Origin of the sequence: Nocardioides dubius (genome assembly GCF_039528155.1) — a bacterium.
GTDB lineage: Bacteria > Actinomycetota > Actinomycetes > Propionibacteriales > Nocardioidaceae > Nocardioides > Nocardioides dubius.
On record NZ_BAAALG010000011.1, the window covers coordinates 373,806 to 393,575 of the forward strand.

General features: G+C 71.5%; 17 protein-coding genes. 4 read left to right on the forward strand and 13 right to left on the reverse strand.

The genetic code is table 11. The annotated features are described in order from the left end of the window. From ABD151_RS14860 to ABD151_RS14895, 8 genes are all read right to left on the reverse strand, one after another. Positions 1-616 (reverse strand): enoyl-CoA hydratase/isomerase family protein (locus tag ABD151_RS14860; protein ID WP_343995547.1); only part of this gene is annotated, 616 nt, incomplete at its 3' end. A 62-nt stretch (positions 617-678) separates the two neighbouring features. Further along, on the reverse strand, positions 679-1,665 hold the full coding sequence (locus ABD151_RS14865; protein ID WP_343995548.1) for an LLM class flavin-dependent oxidoreductase: 987 nt from the start codon (positions 1,663-1,665) through the stop codon (positions 679-681). Further along, positions 1,662-3,200: a class I adenylate-forming enzyme family protein gene (locus ABD151_RS14870; protein ID WP_343995549.1), complete on the reverse strand. Its 1,539-nt coding sequence runs from the start codon at positions 3,198-3,200 to the stop codon at positions 1,662-1,664. The genes ABD151_RS14865 and ABD151_RS14870 overlap by 4 nt, the downstream gene beginning before the upstream one ends. Further along, on the reverse strand, positions 3,197-4,186 hold the full coding sequence (locus tag ABD151_RS14875; RefSeq protein ID WP_343995550.1) for an LLM class flavin-dependent oxidoreductase: 990 nt from the start codon (positions 4,184-4,186) through the stop codon (positions 3,197-3,199). The genes ABD151_RS14870 and ABD151_RS14875 overlap by 4 nt, the downstream gene beginning before the upstream one ends. After that, positions 4,183-5,268 (reverse strand): LLM class flavin-dependent oxidoreductase, encoded by a 1,086-nt coding sequence (locus ABD151_RS14880; protein ID WP_343995551.1) that lies wholly within the window; start codon positions 5,266-5,268, stop codon positions 4,183-4,185. Before ABD151_RS14880 ends, ABD151_RS14875 begins: the two co-directional genes overlap by 4 nt. Positions 5,269-5,342: 74 nt before the next feature. Continuing rightward, positions 5,343-6,338, reverse strand: coding sequence for an acyl-CoA dehydrogenase family protein (locus ABD151_RS14885; RefSeq protein WP_343995552.1), 996 nt, complete (start codon positions 6,336-6,338; stop codon positions 5,343-5,345). 10 nt (positions 6,339-6,348) lie between these two features. Beyond that, entirely contained in the window at positions 6,349-7,500 is a 1,152-nt protein-coding gene (locus tag ABD151_RS14890; protein WP_343995554.1) for an acyl-CoA dehydrogenase family protein, read from the reverse strand. Between the two features lies 1 nt (position 7,501). After that, positions 7,502-9,034 carry an AMP-binding protein gene (locus ABD151_RS14895; RefSeq protein ID WP_343995555.1) on the reverse strand — a complete coding sequence of 511 codons (1,533 nt, stop codon included), beginning with the start codon at positions 9,032-9,034 and terminating at the stop codon, positions 7,502-7,504. A gap of 68 nt (positions 9,035-9,102) precedes the next feature. On the opposite strand from ABD151_RS14895, the gene ABD151_RS14900 reads away from it, so the two are divergent. From ABD151_RS14900 to ABD151_RS14915, 4 genes are all read left to right on the forward strand, one after another. Further along, entirely contained in the window at positions 9,103-10,077 is a 975-nt protein-coding gene (locus ABD151_RS14900) for an MBL fold metallo-hydrolase (protein ID WP_343995556.1), read from the forward strand. A 16-nt stretch (positions 10,078-10,093) separates the two neighbouring features. Further along, positions 10,094-11,068 carry a zinc-binding dehydrogenase gene (locus ABD151_RS14905; RefSeq protein WP_343995557.1) on the forward strand — a complete coding sequence of 325 codons (975 nt, stop codon included), beginning with the start codon at positions 10,094-10,096 and terminating at the stop codon, positions 11,066-11,068. After that, positions 11,065-11,814 (forward strand): enoyl-CoA hydratase/isomerase family protein, encoded by a 750-nt coding sequence (locus ABD151_RS14910; RefSeq protein ID WP_343995558.1) that lies wholly within the window; start codon positions 11,065-11,067, stop codon positions 11,812-11,814. The genes ABD151_RS14905 and ABD151_RS14910 overlap by 4 nt, the downstream gene beginning before the upstream one ends. Positions 11,815-11,965: 151 nt before the next feature. Further along, the gene (locus ABD151_RS14915) at positions 11,966-12,655 is read left to right on the forward strand and encodes a DUF6338 family protein (protein ID WP_343995559.1); all 690 of its coding nucleotides are present in this window, start codon (positions 11,966-11,968) and stop codon (positions 12,653-12,655) included. A gap of 199 nt (positions 12,656-12,854) precedes the next feature. Here the strand turns inward: ABD151_RS14915 and ABD151_RS14920 are convergent, their stop codons facing one another. Genes ABD151_RS14920 through ABD151_RS14940 form a run of 5 tightly spaced genes read right to left on the reverse strand, consistent with a single transcriptional unit; the run spans position 12,855 to position 18,553 of the window. Beyond that, on the reverse strand, positions 12,855-14,402 hold the full coding sequence (locus tag ABD151_RS14920; RefSeq protein WP_343995560.1) for a class I adenylate-forming enzyme family protein: 1,548 nt from the start codon (positions 14,400-14,402) through the stop codon (positions 12,855-12,857). Beyond that, positions 14,399-15,928 (reverse strand): class I adenylate-forming enzyme family protein, encoded by a 1,530-nt coding sequence (locus tag ABD151_RS14925; RefSeq protein ID WP_343995561.1) that lies wholly within the window; start codon positions 15,926-15,928, stop codon positions 14,399-14,401. Before ABD151_RS14925 ends, ABD151_RS14920 begins: the two co-directional genes overlap by 4 nt. Further along, positions 15,928-16,431: a VOC family protein gene (locus ABD151_RS14930; protein WP_343995562.1), complete on the reverse strand. Its 504-nt coding sequence runs from the start codon at positions 16,429-16,431 to the stop codon at positions 15,928-15,930. Before ABD151_RS14930 ends, ABD151_RS14925 begins: the two co-directional genes overlap by 1 nt. Before the next feature lie 41 nt (positions 16,432-16,472). Further along, a complete protein-coding gene (locus ABD151_RS14935) occupies positions 16,473-17,375 on the reverse strand; it encodes an SDR family NAD(P)-dependent oxidoreductase (RefSeq protein WP_343995563.1) in 903 nt (300 codons plus the stop codon). Continuing rightward, on the reverse strand, positions 17,372-18,553 hold the full coding sequence (locus ABD151_RS14940) for an acetyl-CoA acetyltransferase (RefSeq protein WP_343995564.1): 1,182 nt from the start codon (positions 18,551-18,553) through the stop codon (positions 17,372-17,374). The genes ABD151_RS14935 and ABD151_RS14940 overlap by 4 nt, the downstream gene beginning before the upstream one ends. Positions 18,554-19,770: the final 1,217 nt, after the last annotated feature.

The following is a 19,770-nucleotide window of genomic DNA, read 5'->3' on the forward strand; positions in this document are numbered from 1 at the left end:
GCATGGTGAGCATGACGTCCTTCATCGTGGTCAGGCCGACCTTCTCGATCCAGTGGTACATGTCCTGCGGGGCCGGGCCGAGGTAGCGGAAGGCCGGGTGGGTGAACTTCGCGTCAGGGCTGGCGATCACGATGTCGGCGGAGAGCGCGATCTGGAAGTGGCCGCCGTAGCAGTAGCCCTGCACCTGGCAGATGGTCGCCTTCAGCGACTCGATGATCGGGCGGGTGAAGCCGGAGCTCAGCACGTTGCGGTCGGGCAGGATGCGCTGGCGCTGGGCCGGACGACGGCGCGAGGCCTTGTCGGTGCCCGACTTGTAGCCGATGTAGTGGCCCAGCTCGGCGGCGTCGGCACCGGTGCCGAAGTGCTCGCCGTTGCCCTTGAAGACGATCACCTTGACGCGGTCGTCGGACTCCGCCTCGCGGACCAGGTCGCCGACGCGCTCGAAGGCGGCGACCGGGATCGCATTGAGCATCTCGGGTCGGTCGAAGGTGATGGTCGCGACCGAACGCTCCTCGTCGACGTCGTAGGTCACGTACTTCTCGATGGTCGCCTGGTCGGTGATCATGTTCTCGGCGTCCCACTGGGTCGCGAGCAGTTCAGCCTCGGTCTTCTTCATGACGGATCCTCTCAAGGGTGGTGCAGCGGCGGCGTCGCAGCGACGCCGTTCAGGTCAGGGGTTCAGCGGAAGGCGGGGAACACCTCGGTGGCGAAGAGCCGCAAGGACTCCCGCACCATCTCGGGCGGCATGCCCAGCCATCCGGGCCGGAAGATGATGTGGTTGAAGCCCAGGTCGCGCAGCTCGCCGATGCGCTTGATCAGGTCGTCCGGCGAGCCCAACAACAGGGTGTTGGCGACGAGCTCGTCGAAGCGCTCCTTCTGCCAGCGCAGGGCCGGGTACTCCGCATAGGTCGCGTACTCGCGGCGAGCGTGCGGCAGGCCCTGGTCGATCGCCTGCTGGGTGGTCGGCGCGCAGTAGACCTCGAGCCCGATCGGGCGCTCGATGCCCTCGGTGGGCAGGCCGACCCGCTTCCGCTCCTCGTCGTAGAGCGCGAGGTGCTTGGGCAGGAAGGTCGGGTTCGGCGAGTTGCCCGGCGCGTACCAGGCGTCGCCGAGCCGGGCGGCGCGGCGCACCGCGATCTTGCCGCCGGCGCCGACCCAGATCGGGGGGCCGCCGGGCGTCAGCGGAGCGACGCCGATCCGGGCGTCGGTGAGCGGATAGAACTCGCCGTCGTGGTCGACGCTCTCCCCCGACCAGAGCCGGCGGATCACCTGCAGCGACTCGTCGAGCCGGCGGAACCGGGAGTCCGGGTCGATCCCGAAGGCAGCCAGCTCGTTCTCCCGGTACCCGGCACCGACGCCGAGCACGACGCGGCCACCGGAGAGCTGGTCGAGCGTGGCGAACTCCTCGGCGATGTGCACCGGGTGGAACATCGGCAGCAACAGGATGCCGGTGCCGATGGTCATCGTGCCGGTGCGCGGGATCAGCGACCCGATCATCGAGATCGGCTGCGGCGTGGCGAGGTTGGACTGGAAGTGGTTGATCGTCCAGACCGAGTCGTAGCCCAGCTCCGCCGCGGTCTCCACGGTGCCGAAGAGCGCGTCGAGGTGCTCGCGCAGGCTCTCGTCGTGCGGGTACTGGTGCGAGGCCATGATGCCGAACTTCATGAGCCGCCTCCTGTCGGCAGGCTGACCGCTCCGCGCTTGATCTTGCCGGCCTCGCTGCGCTCGAGCTCGGGCACGAACTCGATGCGACGCGGGGTCTTGAAGTGCGCAAGACGCTCACGGGCGAAGGCGATCAGGATCTCGACCAGCTCCGCGTCCGAGACGCCGGCGTCCGGCTCCCGCACCACCAGCGCGGTGGGGATCTCGCCGAGTCGGTCGTCGGGCGTGCCGACCACCCGGAGGTCGTGGACCAGCGGATGGGCCCGCAGCTCGTCCTCGATCTCCTCGGGCCAGACCTGGAAGCCGCCGCACTTGATCATGTCGCGCTTGCGGCCGGCCAGGAAGAGCACGCCGTCCTCGTCGACGTAGCCGATGTCGCCGGTGTGCACCCAGCCGTCGCGGACCAGCTCGGCCGAGGCGTCCGGGTCGTCGACGTAGCCGCGGGTGAGCTCGGAGCGGACCACGATCTCGCCGTGCTCGCCGCCGGGCAGTGCGCGCCCCTCGTCGTCGCGGATCTCCAGCTCGACGCCCGGGTAGACCTTGCCGGCCGAGCCCGGCTTCCAGAGCCCGGCGCGCATGTCGCGGCCGGTCCAGCCGGCGATGTGCCCGGACTCGGTGGAGCCGTAGTTGACCAGGATCGGGATCCGGTAGCGCTCCTCGAAGTCCTTGCGCACCGTCCAGCTCAACGCCTGACCGGCGACCAGGATCTGCTTGACCGAGTCCAGCGGCATGGTCTGCTCGGAGTGCACGATGTCGAAGAGCATCGTCGGCAGCAGGAAGAGGTTGTCGAAGCGGTGCCGTGCGGTGAGCCGCTCCAGGCGGTCCAGGCTGAACCGGCGCCACACCACGCATCCCCGCCCGACGTGCAGCGCGAAGAGCAGGGCGTGCTGGCCGCCGCTGTGGAACAGCGGCAGGGCGATCAGGTTCGGCGCCGTGTCCGCGGCCGCGGTGCCGCCGTCCTCGGTGCCGGTGGAGACCCGGGCCAGCCGGGCCAGCGAGCCGCGCACGCCACCATGGGTGACGCTGACCGCCTTGGGCCGGCCGCTGGTGCCGCCGGTGAACAGGATGCAGGCCTCGTCGTCGGCAGCCACCTCGACGGCGTCGAGGGCGACCTCCTCGCCCCAGGCCAGCGGCTCGACCCCGGCGAGCTCGCCGGACAGGCTGCGGGTGGCGATGGTGCCGGCAAGGGCCGCGACGACGTCCGGCTTCGCGTCGTCGACCACCAGCAGCACCGGGCTGGTCTTGGTGATCGACTCGGCGAGCTCCAGCTCGTTGTACAGGCTGGAGATGGTCACCGGGATGGCGCCGATCTTCCAGGCGCCGAAGAGCAGCAGGGCGAGGTCGGGGCCGTTGGTGAGGTAGGCGGCGACCCTGTCCCCGGGCCGCACGCCGGCCTCGCTCAGCGCCACCGCGATGCCGCCGGCGAGCCGGTCGGCGCGGGCGAAGCTGAGGCCGTTGCCGTCCTCGTCGAAGAGGCCGAGGACGTCGGGCTGATGGGCGGCGCGGTCGGCGAGGATCAGGCCGAGGTTGGGGTTCATCGGGCACCTCCGGACAGCTGCGGGATGACGTCGGAGCCGAAGCGGCGGATTTGGTCCATCGCCTCGTCCTGACCGGCGCCGACGAACTGCAGGCGCAGGCTGATCTCGGTGATCCCGAGCTCGGACTCCCAGTGCCGCGCCTTGGCGATCACCTCGTCGGCGGTGCCGACCAGGCAGTCCTCCTCGATGTAGCGGTCGAGGTCGATCGACTGGGCGTCGTCCCAGGACTTGTAGCCGGCGTACTGGCGCTGCAGGTGCGGCCGGATGCCGGCAACGGCCTCGGCGTGGGTGTCGGCGATGAAGGCCTCACGGCTCACCGGGTAGGCACGCTCGAGGGAGTGGCCGTGCTCGGCGAGGGTCTCGCGGTAGAGCGCCAGGCCTGCGGCCAGCTCCGCCTCACCGCCCTTGGGGCCGATCAGCCAGGAGCAGTCGAGGCGCGCGGCCCGCTTGATCGCGGGCTCGGCGAAGGCACCGATCCAGATCGGCGGACCGCCTGCCTGCACGGGGCGCAGCGCCAGCGAGGCATTGGGCACCGTGCCCCAGGTGCCGTCGAGGTCGAGGCTCTCCCCCGCCCAGAGCGCACGCAGGATCGGCACGTACTCACGCAGCCTGGCCAGCCGGTCGGGCCAGGCGACGCCGAAGGCCTCGGTCTCGCGCTTGCGGTAGCCGGCACCGATGCCGACCGTGAGCCGGCCGTCGCTGAGCACGTCGAGGGTGGCCAGCTCCTCGGCCAGCGCGACCGGGTTGAGCAACGGCGCCAGCAGCACGCCGAAGCCGAGCCCGATCCGCTCGGTCGCGCGAGCCAGGTAGGCCGCCAGCGGGATCGGCTGCAGGAAGGCGGACTGGGCCAGGTAGTGGTGGCCGAGGAAGACGGAGCTGAAGCCACCGTCCTCAGCGGCATTCGCCTGGTCCAGCACGTCGTCGATGCCACGCCGCACGTCGGCGGCGGGATCGAACTGCGCGCTCAGGAAGAGACTGGTCTTCACCCTGCCACTGCTCCGATCGGGGCCTGCTGGGCGGCGTCCTGCGCCCGGAAGTAGGGGATCACCTCGGTGGCGAAGCGCTCCATGGAGGCAAGCGCCTCGGTGCGGTCCAGCGACGGGATCCGCAGCCAGCCGATGTAGTGGTTGATGCCGAGCTGCTCGCGCAGCATCTCGATCGTCTCGATCACCTGCTGCGAGGAGCCGAAGTTGCCGCCGTGGGTCAGCGTCTGCTCCAGGGTGAGCAGGTCGATGTTCTTGGCGACCGCCTTGTAGTAGGCACGCTCCTGCTCGAGCGCCTGCTCGGAGCCGGGGATCACCTTGCCGACCGACTTGTAGTAGTGGAGCGCGGCCTCGGCGGCCTGGGTGAGCCCGGCCTGGTCGTCCCCGCACCAGACCTGCTGCATGAACGGCAGGTCGTAGCCGCTGATGTCATGCCCGTTGCTCTCCATGGCCGAACGGTAGAGGTCGAAGTTCTTCTTCATCATCCCCAGTGGGGTGAAGTTCGGCGAGGTGATGATCGCCTCGCCGATCGCGCCGCGCTCGCTGAAGCTCTCCGGGGAGACGGTGCCCTGCAGGATCCGCGGGCCGCCGGGGGTGAACGGCCGGGGGTAGGTGGTCACCTTGTCGTAGTGGAAGTACTCGCCGTGGAAGCTGAACTCCTCCTGGCTGAGCGCCAGGCGGACGACCTCGAGGGTCTCCGCGTAGCGCCCCTTGGACTCCGCCAGCGGAACCCGCATGCCCTCGAACTCACGCGGGTTGTAGCCGCGGCCGACGCCGATCGTGACCCGGCCCTGGGAGAGCACGTCGAGGGCGGCGATGTCCTCGGCGAGACGCATCGGGTCGTGCAGCGGGATCACCAGCACCGCGGTGCCGATGGTGATGTTCTTGGTGCGCTCGGCGACCGCCATGCCGAAGTTCAGCGGGCTGCCGAGGATGCCGTACTTGGAGAAGTGGTGCTCAGCGAGCCACACCGAGTCGAACCCGAGCTCGTCGGCCAGCTGGATCTCGTCCAACGTGTCCCGCAGGACGGCGTGGTCCGAGGCGCCATCGGCAACCGGGAACAGATTCATGATTCCGAACTTCACGGAGGTCTCCTTTATTCCGACCAGACGGTATGTTAGTGCCCCGGGTCAGCCCGGGTAAAGAGTTGTCAGCAGATTCAGCGCGAACCGGCGATCCGGAGCGCTCCGACCCGGCGGCGGTGCCAGGACGCCGAGCCCAGGCCGGCATCGAGCACCATCGCCCGGCGCAGGAACAGGTGCGGGTCGGCCTCCATGGTGATTCCCATGCCGCCGTGCACCTGGATGCAGCGCTCCGCGGCGAAGACCGCCGCCCGGCCGGCGGACGCCTTGGCGGCGTGCACCTGCATGTCGGCCTCGGGCTTGTCGTTCTCGACCGCCCAGGCCGCGTGCACCGTCAGGTCCCAGGCGGCCTTGGCCTGCGCCACCGCCTCGGCGAGCTGGAAGGCCACGCCCTGGAACGAGCCGATCACCCGGCCGAACTGCTGGCGCGAGCGCGCATGGCCACCGGCCAGAGCGATCGCGCCCTGGGCGACGCCGCACATCTCGGCAGCCGCGACCAGGGTGGCGCGCTGCAGGCCACGGCCGAGCGGCAGCGACTCCCCTGCCGGGACGCGCAGGTCGGACATCGGCCGCGACGGGTCGAAGGAGACCCGCTCGCGGACGTCGTCGGGCTGCACCAGCCGGACGCCGTCGCCACCGGCTGCGACGACCGCGTCGGCGCCGGCCAGGCACGGCACCAGGGTCTTCTGCTCGCCGAGGGAGGTCGGCCAGCCGGTGAGGCCGGGCTCGTCCACCGCGTAGGTCCAGCGCGCCGAGCCGTCGAGCGCGGCCGTCAGGTCGGCACCGGAGTCGACCATCAGCTGCACGGCGGCGGCGTGGGCGACGAAGGAGGTGGGCGCCAGCGCCCGGCCGAGGGTCTCCACGGCGACCATCAGGTCGACCAGGCTGGAGTCCACTCCCCCGGACCGCTCGGGAACGCCGAGCACCGAGAAGTCGCTCAGCAGCGTCGCGTCGATCGCCGGGGCCCGCCACGGGGCGTCCAGGAAGGAGCGGGTCTCGCCTTCGGCGGAGGCGGCGATCGCCTCGACGGTCTTGGCGATGTCGGCCTGGTCCTGTGTGAACGTTGCTCGCATCTGCTGCCTCCTACCGGGAGCGAGGCAGGTCGAGGACCCGCTCCGCCAAGATCGACTTCTGCACTTCTTCGGTCCCACCCTCGATGGTGTGCGCCCGCGCCCGCAGGTAGCGGCGCATACGGGCGGCGGCGCCCTCGGTGTCCAGCAGGACGCCGGAGGTGCCGTCGAGCTGGACCGCGAGCCGGTTGGCGTTCTGCACCACGCCGGCCCACAGGCTCTTCAGGGCGGAGGTCTCCGGGCCCGGCGCCGCTCCGGCGCGGGTCTCGCCGACCATCCGCATCGAGCCGACCCGGACCGCCTCGGCGTCGCAGTGCAGCGCACCGATCTGGTCGATCACGGCAGGGTCCTCGATCGCGCCGGTCTCGGTCGCGATCTCGATGATCCGGTCCACCGCCTCGCGGGCCCAGACCCAGAGGTTGAGCGCCATGCTGCCGCGCTCGAAGGCCAGGGTGGTCAGCGCCACCCGCCAGCCGTTGCCGACGCCGCCGAGCACGTCCTCGTCCGCCACGAAGACGTCGTCCAGGAACATCTCGTTGAACTCGGTGTCGCCGTTGATCATCACCAGCGAGCTGACCTTGAACTTGTCCATGTCGGCGAGCAGGTAGCTGATCCCGGCGTGCTTGCCGGCCTCGGCGTCGGTGCGCACCAGGAGCATGCACTTGGTGGCGTGGTGTGCGTTCGAGGTCCAGATCTTCGAGCCGTTGACGATCCAGCCGCCGTCGACCTTCTTCGCCGAGGTCCGCAGGCTGGCCAGGTCGGAGCCCGAGCCGGGCTCGCTGAACCCCTGGCACCAGTACTCCTGGCCGTCCAGGATCGGCGGCAGGTAGCGCGCCTTCTGCTCCTCGGTGCCGTGGGTCAGGATCGTCGGGCCGGCCAGCATCATCCCGACACCGTTCAACGGGTACGGCGCGCCGGCCTTGGCGCACTCCTCGTTGAAGATCGCCTGGGAGAGCGCGTCCATTCCGCGACCGCCCACCTCGGCCGGCCAGGACAGGCCGACCCAGCCACCGGCGGAGAGCCGGTCCTGCCACAGCCGGGACCACTCCTCCCGCTCGGCCTGGGGCAGCGGCTCCTGGTCCGGGATGTCGGTCATCGCCTCGGCGATCCAGGTGGCCGCCTCGGCCCGGAACCGCAGTTCGTCAGCGGAGTCCTCGAAGTCCATCTCAGCCCACCTCCTGGGCAGTGCGCAGTCGCGCCTTGTAGAGCTTTCCATTGGGGTCGCGCGGCAGCGTCTCGTGGACGACGTACTCACGCGGATGCTTGGCGCCCGCGAGCCGCTCGGCGACGTGCTCGGCGACCGCGGCCAGCACCGTCGCCTCGTCCGGCGCCTGCGCGGCGAGTGACAGATGGGCGATCGGGACCTCGCCCAGGTCGGGGTGCTTGCGCGCCACCACTCCGGCGTCGGCGACCCAGGGGTGGGCCAGCAGCACCCCCTCGATCTCAGCCGGGTAGACGTTCACCCCGCCGACCAGGATCATCTCGCTCATCCGGCCGGTGATGTAGAGGAAGCCGTCGGCGTCGACGTGCCCGACGTCCCAGACGGTGAGCAGGCCTCCGCGCCGTGACGCCTCGGTCTTGGCGTCGTCGTTGTGGTACCCGACCTTGTCCTCACCCTGGCGCATGTACACGATGCCGGTCTCGCCGGTCGGCACCTCGTTGCCGTCGGCGTCGAGGATCTTCAGCGTGGAGATGGAGGCCACCCGGCCGACGGTACCGGGGTGGTCGAGCCACTCCTGGGGCCTGGCGATGGTGGTGCCGACCTCGGTCGAGCCGTAGTACTCGTAGACCACCGGACCGAACCAGTCCATGATCTGCTGCTTGATCTCCATCGGGCAGGGCGCGGCACCGTGGATCACGTACTCCAGCGAGTCGACCCGGGCGCCGGAGCGCACCTCGTCGGGCAGCTGCAGGAGCCGGTGGAAGTGGGTCGGCACCATGCTGGTGCCCGAGATCCGGTGCTGCTCGACGCGCTCGAGGAAGCCCTCCGGCGTCCAGCCGCGCATCAGCACCAGCGTGCCGCCGGCGTTCAGCGCCCCCATGGCGGGCGTGATGTTGGCCGAGTGGTACAGCGGCGCCGCGACCAGCCAGGCGGAGAACGCGGAGCGCGCCATGCCGAACTCGGAGAAGAGCCAGACGTAGGTGCGTGCGCCCTCGTCGGCCGTCGCCCCGCTGAGCGGACGACGCACGCCCTTGGGCCGCCCGGTGGTGCCGGAGGTGTACATCATCAGCGAGCCGGCCGGGACCTGCTCCGGCGACGTGGCGGGCATGCCCTCGCCCAGCGCCGACCAGGGCGAGGCGCCGTGCGCCGGCTGCCCGTCGACGACGACGGGGGCCTCGGTCGCAGCGACCACCGCCTCCTCCGCCCGCGGCGAGCAGACCACCAGCTTCGCCGCGGAGTCGGCGAGGATGTACTCGATCTCGTGCCGCGTCAGGTGGTAGTTGACGGTGACCAGATAGATTCCGCTCTGCATCGCCGCGAGATAGAGCGCGATCATCCCGACCGAGTTCTCCATCACGCAGGCGACGGTGTCACCCTCGCGCAGTCCGTGGCGCTCACGGAAGCCGTGGCTGATCCGGTTCACCTCGGCGAACAGCTCGCCGTAGGTGACGGTGCGGTCCTCGGCGTCGATGACCGCAGTCAGATCGGGCTCCGCCGCGGCCCACAACCGGAAGCCGATCCGGTCCTCGTGCTCCATGGTCACCCCTTGAAGTTAGTTCCGACCATTCGGTATGTTCTCGTCAACCTTAGAGGGGACCTGAACCGATGTCCACACCCTTTCAGCACAAACTCGCAGAACTCCACCGGGCCAAGCAGGTGGCACCGCCTACCGAGCTCGGCGACGGAGTGTTCGCGATCCCGGTGCCGCTGGCCGGCAGCCCGCTGCGGGCGATCATCGTCTACGCGGTGCGCACCAGCGCCGGCCTGGTGCTGATCGACGCCGCCTACGAGCACCCCGTCTGCTGGCGCAGCCTGAACGACTCGCTGCGCGCGATCGGCCATCGGGTCGAGGAGGTGGTCGCGGTCCTGCTCACCCACAACCACCCCGACCATGTCGGGCTCGCCGAGCAGATCCGCGACGCCTCCGGTGCCGAGGTGGTGATCCACCGGCGCGACGACTTCACCTGGCAGCGCCAGGAGCGCGACGGATTCCTCGGCCAGCTCGCCACGGTGCTCGACGGCACCGGGGTGCCTGCCGAGCAGCGCGCGGAGATGTTCGAGGCGGCGAAGAGCGTGGCCGTGCACCGTGAGGCGCTGGTCCCCGACCGGCTGCTGGTCGAGCCGATCACCGAGCTCGCCTTCGGCGACGTCACCCTGCGCGCGGTGCACGCGCCCGGGCACACCTACGGCCACACCGTCTACCTGCACCCGGCCGGCTACGTCTTCACCGGCGACACCCTGATGCCCGAGGGCCCCGTGCAGCTGGCCCTGGCCCCGCTGCGAGGCGACGACCCGGTCGGCGATCTGCTCGGCACCCTGGCCACCATCGGCGGGCTCGGTGCCGCCGTCGCCTGCCCGGCGCACCAGTACCCGTTCCTCGACGTCGAGGCCCGATGTCGCGAGCTCGCCGCCCACCACAGCGCCGAGCAGGAGCAGGCGCGCCGGCTCAGCACCGCCCACCTCGACGCCTGGGGCGTCGCGCCCCACCTCAGCTGGGCCAAGCCGTGGGACCGGATGGGCGTCAGCACCCGCCGCTTCGCCCTGGTCCACACCCACGCGTTGCTCCAACCCCTGCCCTGACCCCGAGAGGACCGAGATGCCCGAACCGCAGATGCTCGCCGCCCAGGTCGGCTCCCCCGACCCCGACCACCCGGAGCGGGCCCTCGTCATCGGGCCATGCGCCGTGGCCGAGGACGCGCCGGGCCATGCCCGGGTCCGGCTGCGGGCGGCCGCACTGAACATGCACGACGTCTGGATGCTGCGCGGCCTGGCCCCCTCCCCCGCGGCGGGCCCGCGGGTGCTGGGCAGCGACGGCGCCGGGGTGACCGACGCCGGGCAGGAGGTGATCGTCTACCCGGTCGTTCCCGGCGCGGCGCCGGCCAACGTCACTCCCAACGGCGTCCTGCTGAGCGACCTCGGGCGCGGCCTGCTCGCCGAGCAGGCCCTGGTGCGCAGCGAGCACCTGGTCACTAAGCCGCAGCACCTCAGCTGGGCCGAGGCCGCCGCCCTGCCGACGTCATGGCTGACCGCCTACCGGATGCTCTTCACCCAGGGACGCCTCCAGGCCGGCTCGACGCTGTTGGTCCAGGGCGCTGGCGGCGGCGTGGCGACGGCCGCCATCGCCCTGGGCAGGGCGGTGGGCGCCAGCGTGGTGGTCAGCTCCCGCTCGGCACAGAAGCGGGAGCGTGCCCTGGCACTCGGTGCCGACCGGGCGATCGAGGTCGGCGAGCGACTCCACGACCTTGCCGACGTGGTGATCGACGCCGTCGGCCCGGCCACCTTCGAGCACTCCGTGGCCTCGACCGCCGTCGGTGGCCGGGTGGTCACCTGCGGCTCGGCGACCGGCTTCGTCGCCGAGCTCAACCTGGCCCGGCTCTTCGCCCGCGAGATCACCGTGCACGGCTCCACGATGGGCACCTTCGAGGAGTTCACCGCGCTGATTGCGATGGTGGATCGCCATCGACTGCGCCCCGAGGTGGACAGCGTCGTGCCGTTGGAGCGGCTCGGCGAGCAGGTGCGGCGGATGACCGGCGGCGAGGCGTTCGGCAAGCTCAGCGTGGGCCTCGGATGAGCGTGGTGATCAGCCGCCACGGTGCGGTGCTGCACGCCCGGATCGACCGCCCCGAGTCCGGGAACGCCTGCAGCAGCACGGTGATGGCCGGTCTCGAGGAGTGGCTGGCGGCGGCCGCCGGGCCGGAGGTCCGCGCTCTGGTGCTGACCGGCACCGGTCGCTCGTTCTGTGCCGGGGCGGACCTGGCCGAGGGCACCGCACTGCTCGACGACCCGCCCGCGCTGCGGGCGTTCCTGGGGCGGGGACGGGATCTGGTCCGCGCGATCAGCGCGGCACCGGTGCCGACCGTCGCGGCCGTCAACGGTGCCGCCTACGGAGGTGGACTGGAGCTGATGCTGGCCTGCGACCTGGCGATCGCGGGGAACAGCGCCAGCGTCGGGGACCGCCACCTGCGGGTGGGCCAGGTCCCGGGTTGGGGCTCCAGCGCGATGCTGCCCAGCGCCGTCGGCCAGGCCTGGTCGCGGCGGCTGCTGCTCACCGCCGAGGCGCTCAGCGCCGACCAGGCCGCGAGCATCGGCCTGGTCACCGAGGTCGTCGACGACGACGCGCTCCAGGCCCGCGCCCTCTCCCTCGCCCAGGGCCTGGCCTCGGCCGACCCGGCGGCGATGGGCCGGATGCTCCGCCTGGCTCGGGCACCACGCGACGTGGAGCCCGCCTGGGAGCTGGAGTGGCAGACCCAGACCGAGCACCTCAGCGGCCAGGACGCCGACGCCGGCGCCACCTCGATGGAGCGCCTGCGCAGGTAGGCCCGGGCAGGCGGAAGCGCCCGCCTGGATGGAAGAGGACGCTGTCGGAGGTGCGTCCTAGGGTGCTTCCACAGCCGACACCACACCCGGCGACGGCGCACGCCAGCGACGGACGGACGACCTCAACCGTCCCCGTCCAGAGAGGCCCGCGATGCCGATCCCGAGTTCAGCGACCCAAGTTCTGGTGACCCTCATCCTGATCGTTCCCGGTTTCGTGTTCCAGGGCGTCCGGATCCGCCTGCGTGGCCGGACCCCCGGCGATACGGAGATGACCACCCGGATCCTCAGCGCGATCACGCTGAGCGCGGTGTTCGCCCTCGCCTACATCCTCGTGCTCGGCACCGCCGTCGCAGAACCGGGCCGGCTACAACACAACGTGCTCGACAGCCCGCGACGATTCGCGCTGCTCGGCCTCGCGGCTGCGTTCCTGGTCCCGGCCGCGACGGCCTTCATCGTGGCCCGAGTCGCCGCGACCGGCCGCTGGCAGCGTCTGTCAGGCCGGCTGCTCTCCGACCAATGGACCCGCACGGATCCACGGCCGTCAGCCTGGGACGTGGCCTTCCAGAACATCGGTCCCTGCTACGTGCGGGTGAGGGATGGCGATGGATCGTGGTTCGCCGGATGGTTCGGCGAGGAGTCATATGCGTCGTCCTGGCCGGACCCGCGCTCCCTGTTCGTCGAGGTGAGCATGCAGGTCTCCACGGACGGAACGATCGGCGCTCCCGTCGATGGATCGACGGGAGCCATCATCGACTGCACAGGTGCCGTTCTCATCGAGTTGCTTGCCTCGCCAGATCAAGGAGACTCCGGCACAATGAAGCGAACGGAGGTCCAGCCATGACAGAGAAGCCACCCGCCAAGAAGGTGACTCTTCCGCCGCGCCACTCCGGCTACCGCGCGTCCGGGGCGAGCAAGCCGCCCGCCCCAATCCGCTCCGGCCGTCTGCCGAAGCCTCCAGCAGGCAAGGGCGGTGGGTCGACGGCCCGAGGTTGACATGCGAGGGCGCGGTTGGGGCTTCCGCGCCCTCACATGCCGTCCCGCTAGCTGGAAGCGGTGTACTGCCAGTGCGGGGTCAGGGCCGGCTGCAGTGCGCGGAGCTCCCGCTTGAGCACCTTGCCGGAGGGGTTCGTCGGGAACTCCTCGACCAGGTAGATCGCCTTGGGCACCTTGAACCTGCCGAGCCGGGCGCGGGCGAACTCGATCAGGCACTCGGCCTCGACGCCGGGGCGTCCGATCACGAAGGCGACCGGGACCTCCACCCAGACCGGGTCCGGGGCGCCGACCACCGAGACCGCGAGCACGTCGGGATGGGCGGCGAGCACGGCCTCCACCTCGGCGCTGGCGATGTTCTCGCCGCCGCTGCGGATCATGTCCTTGAGCCGGTCGCGGATGAAGAGGTAGCCGTCCTCGTCGAGGCAGCCGATGTCGCCGGTGTGGAACCAGCCGTCGCGGAACGCCGCTGCGGTCGCGGCGTCGTCGTCGAGATAGCCGGCCGAGATCTTGGGACCGCGGGCGATCACCTCGCCGTCCGCACCCGGCGGCACGTCGCGGCCCTCCTCGTCGACCACGCGGACGTCGACGCCGGCCACGGTCAGGCCGACCGAGCCCTGCTTGGACTCCATGTGGGCGCGGTCGAGGTAGGTCAGCGCGCTGCAGGTCTCGGTGAGCCCGTAGCCCTCGGTCAGCCGAGCGCCGGGGAACAGCTCGCGCGCCACCTCGAAGAGCGGCCGGGTGACCTGGGAGTAGATGATCCAGCGGACGCTGGAGAGGTCCGGCGCGGGCTGCGGCAGATCCCGCCTGATCATGTCCAGCATGGTCGCCGCCACCACCATCCCGGTGATCCGCTCGCGCTCGACAGCCCGCAGCACCTCCTGGGCGTCGAAGCGGCGCAGCAGCACCATGCAGCCGCCGGCAGCCCAGACCGCGTAGCCCGGGATGTCGGTGCCACCGACGTGGTAGAGCGGCGCGAAGTTCAGCAGCCGCTCGTCGCTGGTCAGCCCCAGCTCGATCACGTGCGCGTGGATGTTGGCGTTCACGTTGCCGTGGCTCAGGCGCACGCCCTTGGGCAGCGAGGTGGTGCCCGAGGTGTAGACGATGCGCTGCAGGTCGTCGGTGCCCACCTCGGCGTCGACCACCCGCTCGCCGCGGTGCGCCGCGATCAGCGCGGGCACGCTCGCCCAGCCGGGGATCTCCTCCAGGCCGAGCAGCGTGACGTCGCCGTCCAGCATGGCCGCAGCGGCACCGGTCACCTCGGCGAACTCCGGCACCGAGGCGACCGCATCCACCCGGGCGTGCCGCAGCAGCTGATGCAGCTCGCCGGCGGTGAGCCGGTAGTTCAGCGGCACCAGGACGCCGCCCAGTCGCGCCAGGCCGAGCGCCAGGATCAGGAACTCCGGCACGTTGTTGGCGACCACCGCCACCCGGCGGCCCGGGCCGAGACCCTGACTGCGCAACCCGGCGGCGACGGCGTGCACGTCCTGGTCCAGCTCGCGGTGGCTCCAGCGGCGGTCCTCGAAGACCAGCGCCTCAGCGTCGCCGAAGCGCCGCGCGTTGCTGCTGACCAGACGGCTCAGGTTGGCGGTGCTCATCGCTCTCCCCCGGTCTCGTTCGCGCGCAACACCCGCTTGAGCACCTTGCCGGAGTCGTTGCGCGGCAGGGCGTCGACCAGCGCGATGTCGCGCGGCACCTTGAACTTCGCGAGGTGGGCCAGGCAGTGGCTGCGGATCGCGTCCTCGTCCAGGTCGGCACCCTCGGCAAGCAGCACGAACGCCTTGGGGACCTCGTCCCAGCGCGGGTCCGGAACCCCGATCACCGCGACCTCGGCGACACCGTCGAGCGCCGCGAGCACCCGCTCCACCTCGGCCGTGGCGACGTTCTCGCCGCCGGACTTGATCAGATCGGTGCGACGGTCGACGAACCAGAGGTAGCCGTCGACGTCGAGGTAGCCGACGTCGCCGGTCAGGAACCAGCCGTCGCGGCGCGACGCCGCGGTGGTCGCCTCGTCACGCCAGTAGCCGGGCGAGACCTTCGCCCCGCGGACGATGATCTCGCCCTGGGTCCCGGCCTCCACCTCCTGGAAGTCGGCGTCCACGATCCGCAGCTGCATCAGCGGGAGCGGGACGCCGAGAGCGCCCACCTTCTCCTGCTCGTGCGCGGCGTCCATGTAGCAGCAGCCGTTGGTCAGCTCGGTCATCCCGTAGGTGTCGACCAGGCGCACCTGCGGCAGCAGCTCCTTGACCCGGCGCCGGACCGTCGGCGCGACGCCGGCGAAGAGCAGGTAGCGGATGCTGGCCAGGTCGTCCATCCGGCCGAGGTCCATGATCCCGAAGAGGATCTGTGCGGCGAGCACCAGTCCCGTGACCTGCTCGCGGTGCACGACCTCGGCGATCTCGTCGGGCTTGAACGTCTCGCAGAGCACGATCGTGCCGCCGGCCAGGAAGGTGGCCAGCCCCGGTGCCTCCAGGCCACTGACGTGGAAGAGCGGCGCCGAGATCAGGATCCGGTCGGCCGGGGTCAGCTCCAGCTCGAGCAGCTGCCCCAGATGGTTGGCGGCGATGTTGCCGTAGGTGTGCATCACGCCCTTGGGGCGCGAGGTGGTGCCGGAGGTGTAGAGCAGCCGGTGCAGGTCGTCGGGCCCCTTCTCCGCATCCGGCACCCGGACGCCGGCCGGGACCTGCGCGAGCAGGTCGTCGATCCGCGGATCGCCGCCGACCGTCCGCTCGCCGTGGGCGAGGCTGACCCGAAGCCCGGCGCGCTCGCGCAGCGTCGCGGCGTCGTCGGCGAAGTCGTCGTCGAAGAGCAGCACGCCGATCCCGGCCTGGTCGAGGATCCAGCTCTGCTCGTCGGCGTGCAGGCGCCAGTTCAACGGCACCGACACCGCGCCGATCCGAGCGATCGCCAGCAGCTCGATCAGGTAGCGGGCATGGTTGCGACCAAGCAGGCCGACCAGGTCGTCGGCCCGCACGCCGCCCGCCAGCAGCGCGGCGGCGTAGCGGTCGACGTCGGCGTCCAGCTCGGCGTAGGTCCAGCGCTGGGCGCCGTCGACCAGCGCCTCGGCGTCACCGCGCCGGTTCGCCTGGCGGCGCAACACCTCGGTGAGGTTGGCGACGGCCATCACTGCCCGCTTCCGCTGCTCTCGGCGCGCAGCGCGCGGATCTCCTCCCGGGTCGGCAGCGAGACGAACTCCAGCAGGTTGTCGTCGGGGTCGCGGCAGGCGAACGCCTCGATGTAGCCGTAGTTCTCCAACAGCACCCGGTTGGGCTCGGTCAACGGCTCGCCGCCGTGCTCGACGACCTTGGCGTACACGTCGGCGAGCTCCTCGCGCGGCACCTCGAAGCTGAGCAGGAAGGTGCCCAGCTCCAGGTGGCCCGCGGACGGCGTGCGCGTGGCGGTCCCGTTCCACTCGATCAGCTCCAGCTGGCCGACCTGGCTCGGGCCCTGCAGGTACTGCACCTTGCCGGTGGTTCCGGCCGGCAGGCCCAGGGAGGTCTCGATCCCCGGTCCGCCGACGTCGGTGCGCAGCGTGCGCCGGTAGCCGAGCGCGTGCTCGTAGAACGACGCGGCGCGCTCCAGGTCGGAGACGGTGACCGCCACGTGGTGGACTTCGCTGACTGGCATCTGTTCCCTCTCAGGTCTTCGTTCGGGTGGGCGCGGGCGGCTCAGCCGCCCAGCAGCGCCTTGCGGATCAGGGCGACCTCGTCGTTGCCGTCGTCCGGCACGATGAACCCGTCCAGGTCGCAGATCTGGTCCATCGCCTCGTGGATCTGCTCGGGCTGCACCGGCTCGGTGCCGCCGTACCAGCCCTGGGTGGAGCCGACGAAGAGCCGCGCCACCCGGCCGCCGCTGGCCGAGATCACGTGATGGGTCAGCGAGCACTGCTCGCTGACCAGGTAGGCAGCGACGGCTGCGACATGGCGCGGGTCGAAGTGCGCGGCCAGGTCGCCGAGCAGACCCTCGGTCATCCGGGTCGCCGCCGTCGGCGAGAGCGCGTTGACGGTGATCCCGTGCCGGGCGCCCTCGACCGAGAGCACGTTCATCAGACCGAGCAGTCCGGCCTTGCCGGCGGCGTAGCTGGCCTGGCCGTAGTTGCCGAGCAGCCCGGAGGCGGACGTGGTGAGCAGGACCCGCCCGTACTTCTGCTCGATGAAGTGCGCCCACGCCGGGCGCAGCACGTGGAAGGCACCGCGCAGGTGCACGTCGAGCACCGGGTCGATGTCCGCGTCGGTGATCTTGGCGAAGGAGCGGTCGCGCAGGATGCCGGCGTTGTGGATCACCGCATCGAGGCGGCCGAACTCGCTGATCGCGACGTCGACCAGGCCGGCGCCGCCCTCGGCGTCGGCGACCGAGTGGGTCGAGGCGACGGCGATGCCGCCTGCCGCGCGGATCTCGTCGACGACCGTCGCGGCCGCCGTGCCCGCACCGGTCCCGTCGACCGCGCCGCCGATGTCGTTGACGACGACCTGCGCGCCGCGCTCGGCGAGCAGCATCGCGTGCGCGCGGCCGATGCCGTTGCCGGCCCCGGTCACGATCACGGAGCGGCCGGTGAAGTCGATGCGGCTCATGCCGGCTCTCCCTGCTCGTTGCCCAGCACCGCCACGAAGGCGACGCAGGATCCGGGTTGACCGCCCAGGTTCTGGGTGAGGGCCAGTCTGGCATCGGGCACCTGACGCTCGCCCGCCTGTCCACGCAGCTGCAGCCAGCACTCGTACATCATCCGCAGTCCGGTGGCGCCGATCGGGTGACCGAAGGACTTGAGCCCACCGTCGGTGTTCACCGGCAGGTCCCCGGCGAGCGTGTACCGCCCGGCGAGCACGTCCTTCCAGCCCTGGCCGCGTGCGGAGAAGCCGAGGTCCTCCATCAGCACCAGCTCGGTCGGGGTGAAGCAGTCGTGCACCTCGGCCAGCGAGATCTGGGTCGCCGGGTCGGTGACGCCGGCCTGCTCGTAGGCGACCCGCGCCGCCTCGACGACCTCGGGGAAGGTGGTGAAGTCGTAGCCGTCGGTGGCCAGGCCCTCGCCGGCTCCGGAGACGAAGCCCATCCCCCGCAGGTAGATCGGGTGGTCGGTGTAGAGGTGCGCGTCCTCGGCGCGGACCAGGATCGCGGCAGCGGCGCCGTCCGAGACGCCGGAGCAGTCCATCACCCGCAGCGGACCGGCGATCCGCGGGGAGCGCTCGACCGATGCGGCGTCGACCGCCTTGCGGAACTGCGCGCGCTCGTTGAGCGCACCGTGGGCGTGGTTCTTCACCGCGATCGCGGTCAGCGTCTCGCGCAGCATGGAGTCGTCGAGTCCGTGTGCCGACTGGTAGGCGGGCGCGAGCAGCGAGAAGCCGCCCGGCGCCGTCCAGTCGACGTCGCTGCCGTCCGCCGGCGGCCAGGTCGCGGTCAGGCCGGAGAAGGAGGAGTCCTTGAGCTTCTCCACGCCGGTCGCCATCACGATGTCGTAGGCGCCCGAGGCGACCGCGAACGCGGCGTTGCGGAACGCCTCGGAGCCGGTCGCGCAGTAGTTCTCGACCCGGGTCACCGGCTTGCCCTTGAGCCGCAAGGGCTTCGAGAGCGTCTGCCCGCTCATCCCCGAGCCCTGGGTGCCGACCCAGAACGCGTCGACGGCGTCGAGCGCGAGGCCCTCGACGGTGCCGATCGCCTCGTGCACGGCGTCGACGAGCAGGTCGTCGGCAGAGCTGTCCCAGTGGTCGCGGAACGGGGTGCACCCCATCCCGACGATCGCCACGTCGTGGATCATCCGGTTAGTCGACATCGTCACCCTCCACGGGTCGCAGCTTCCAGAAGTAGTTGTGAATGCCGTCGGTGGTCCACATCCGGCGGAAGGTGGGCCGCATCCGGCCCCCCACCACGACGTCGTCGGCATCCACGTCGGTGGCGTAGCCGCTCAGCCGCCCGCCACCGTCGACGTCGGCGATGACCACGGCCACGGCCGGGACCGGCATGGTGGTGAGCAGGTCCTGGGTCACGCTGACCACGCGCACCTCGGCGTCGTGCAGCAGCTCGGGCTTGCCGGGCGTGATCGAGCCGCAGCCCGAGCAGGCCTTGCCCGGCGGGGCGGTGACCGTCGAGCACTCGACGCAGCGCACCGCCTCCAGGCGGTACTTCCAGCCACGGCGCCGATGCATCGGCGGTGCGGCCGGGGCTGCGGACGCCGGCCGGGCCGGGCCCTGGACGTCGAGCAGCCCGCGCCAGCGCAGGAAGTCTCCGTAGCCGACGGCGCGACGGCGCGCGAGCTGGTCGGCGACGCTGGGCCCGGAGCGGGTGGCGGCGATCTGCTCGCCCACGCGCAGCAGCCAGGCGTCGGCGCCGTCCGCGGCCGAGACCAGCAGCACCGTCTCGTCCGGCGCGGCGCGGTCCAGGGCGTCGGCCAGCAGCAGGCCGGGGTGCGCGGCGCCGGTGAAGCCGGTGCTCGCCTCCATCCGGGCGTCGGCGCCGTCGGAGCCGAGCAGCTTGCGCAGGGTCGCGGCGGCGCGCGGGTTGGTCGAGCTGACCACCACGGTGGTCGGCCGCTCCACGCCGGCCTCGGCCAGCGCAGCGGTGACGGCGGTGCGTGCCGCCTCGACCAGCACCTCGGCGGTGAACCGCTCGTCCCAGGTGCGCTCGTGGACCTCACCGGGCAGGCGCCAGCGGTCGAGCAGCTCCACGGTGGCCGAGCCGGAGCCCTCCAGGGTCGCGGCCAGCGGCTCTCCCCCGAGGAAGGCGACCGCGGCGTCGCCCTGGCCGAGCTCGTCGGGTGCGCCGACCCGGGTGGTCCGGGTGTCGGTGGCGATCGCCAGGGCACCGGTGCCCAGCGCCAGGTCGAGGGCGGCGAACCCGGAACGGTGGCCGGCCAGGTCGATCGCACGCTGTGAGGCGGCGGCGCCGAGGGCCTCGTGCACCAAGGTTGCGGCCGTGCGCCCGACGTAGGGCGCCGAGGTGGTCGCCAGCAGCAGGCTGCTCGCGGCGTCGACGCTC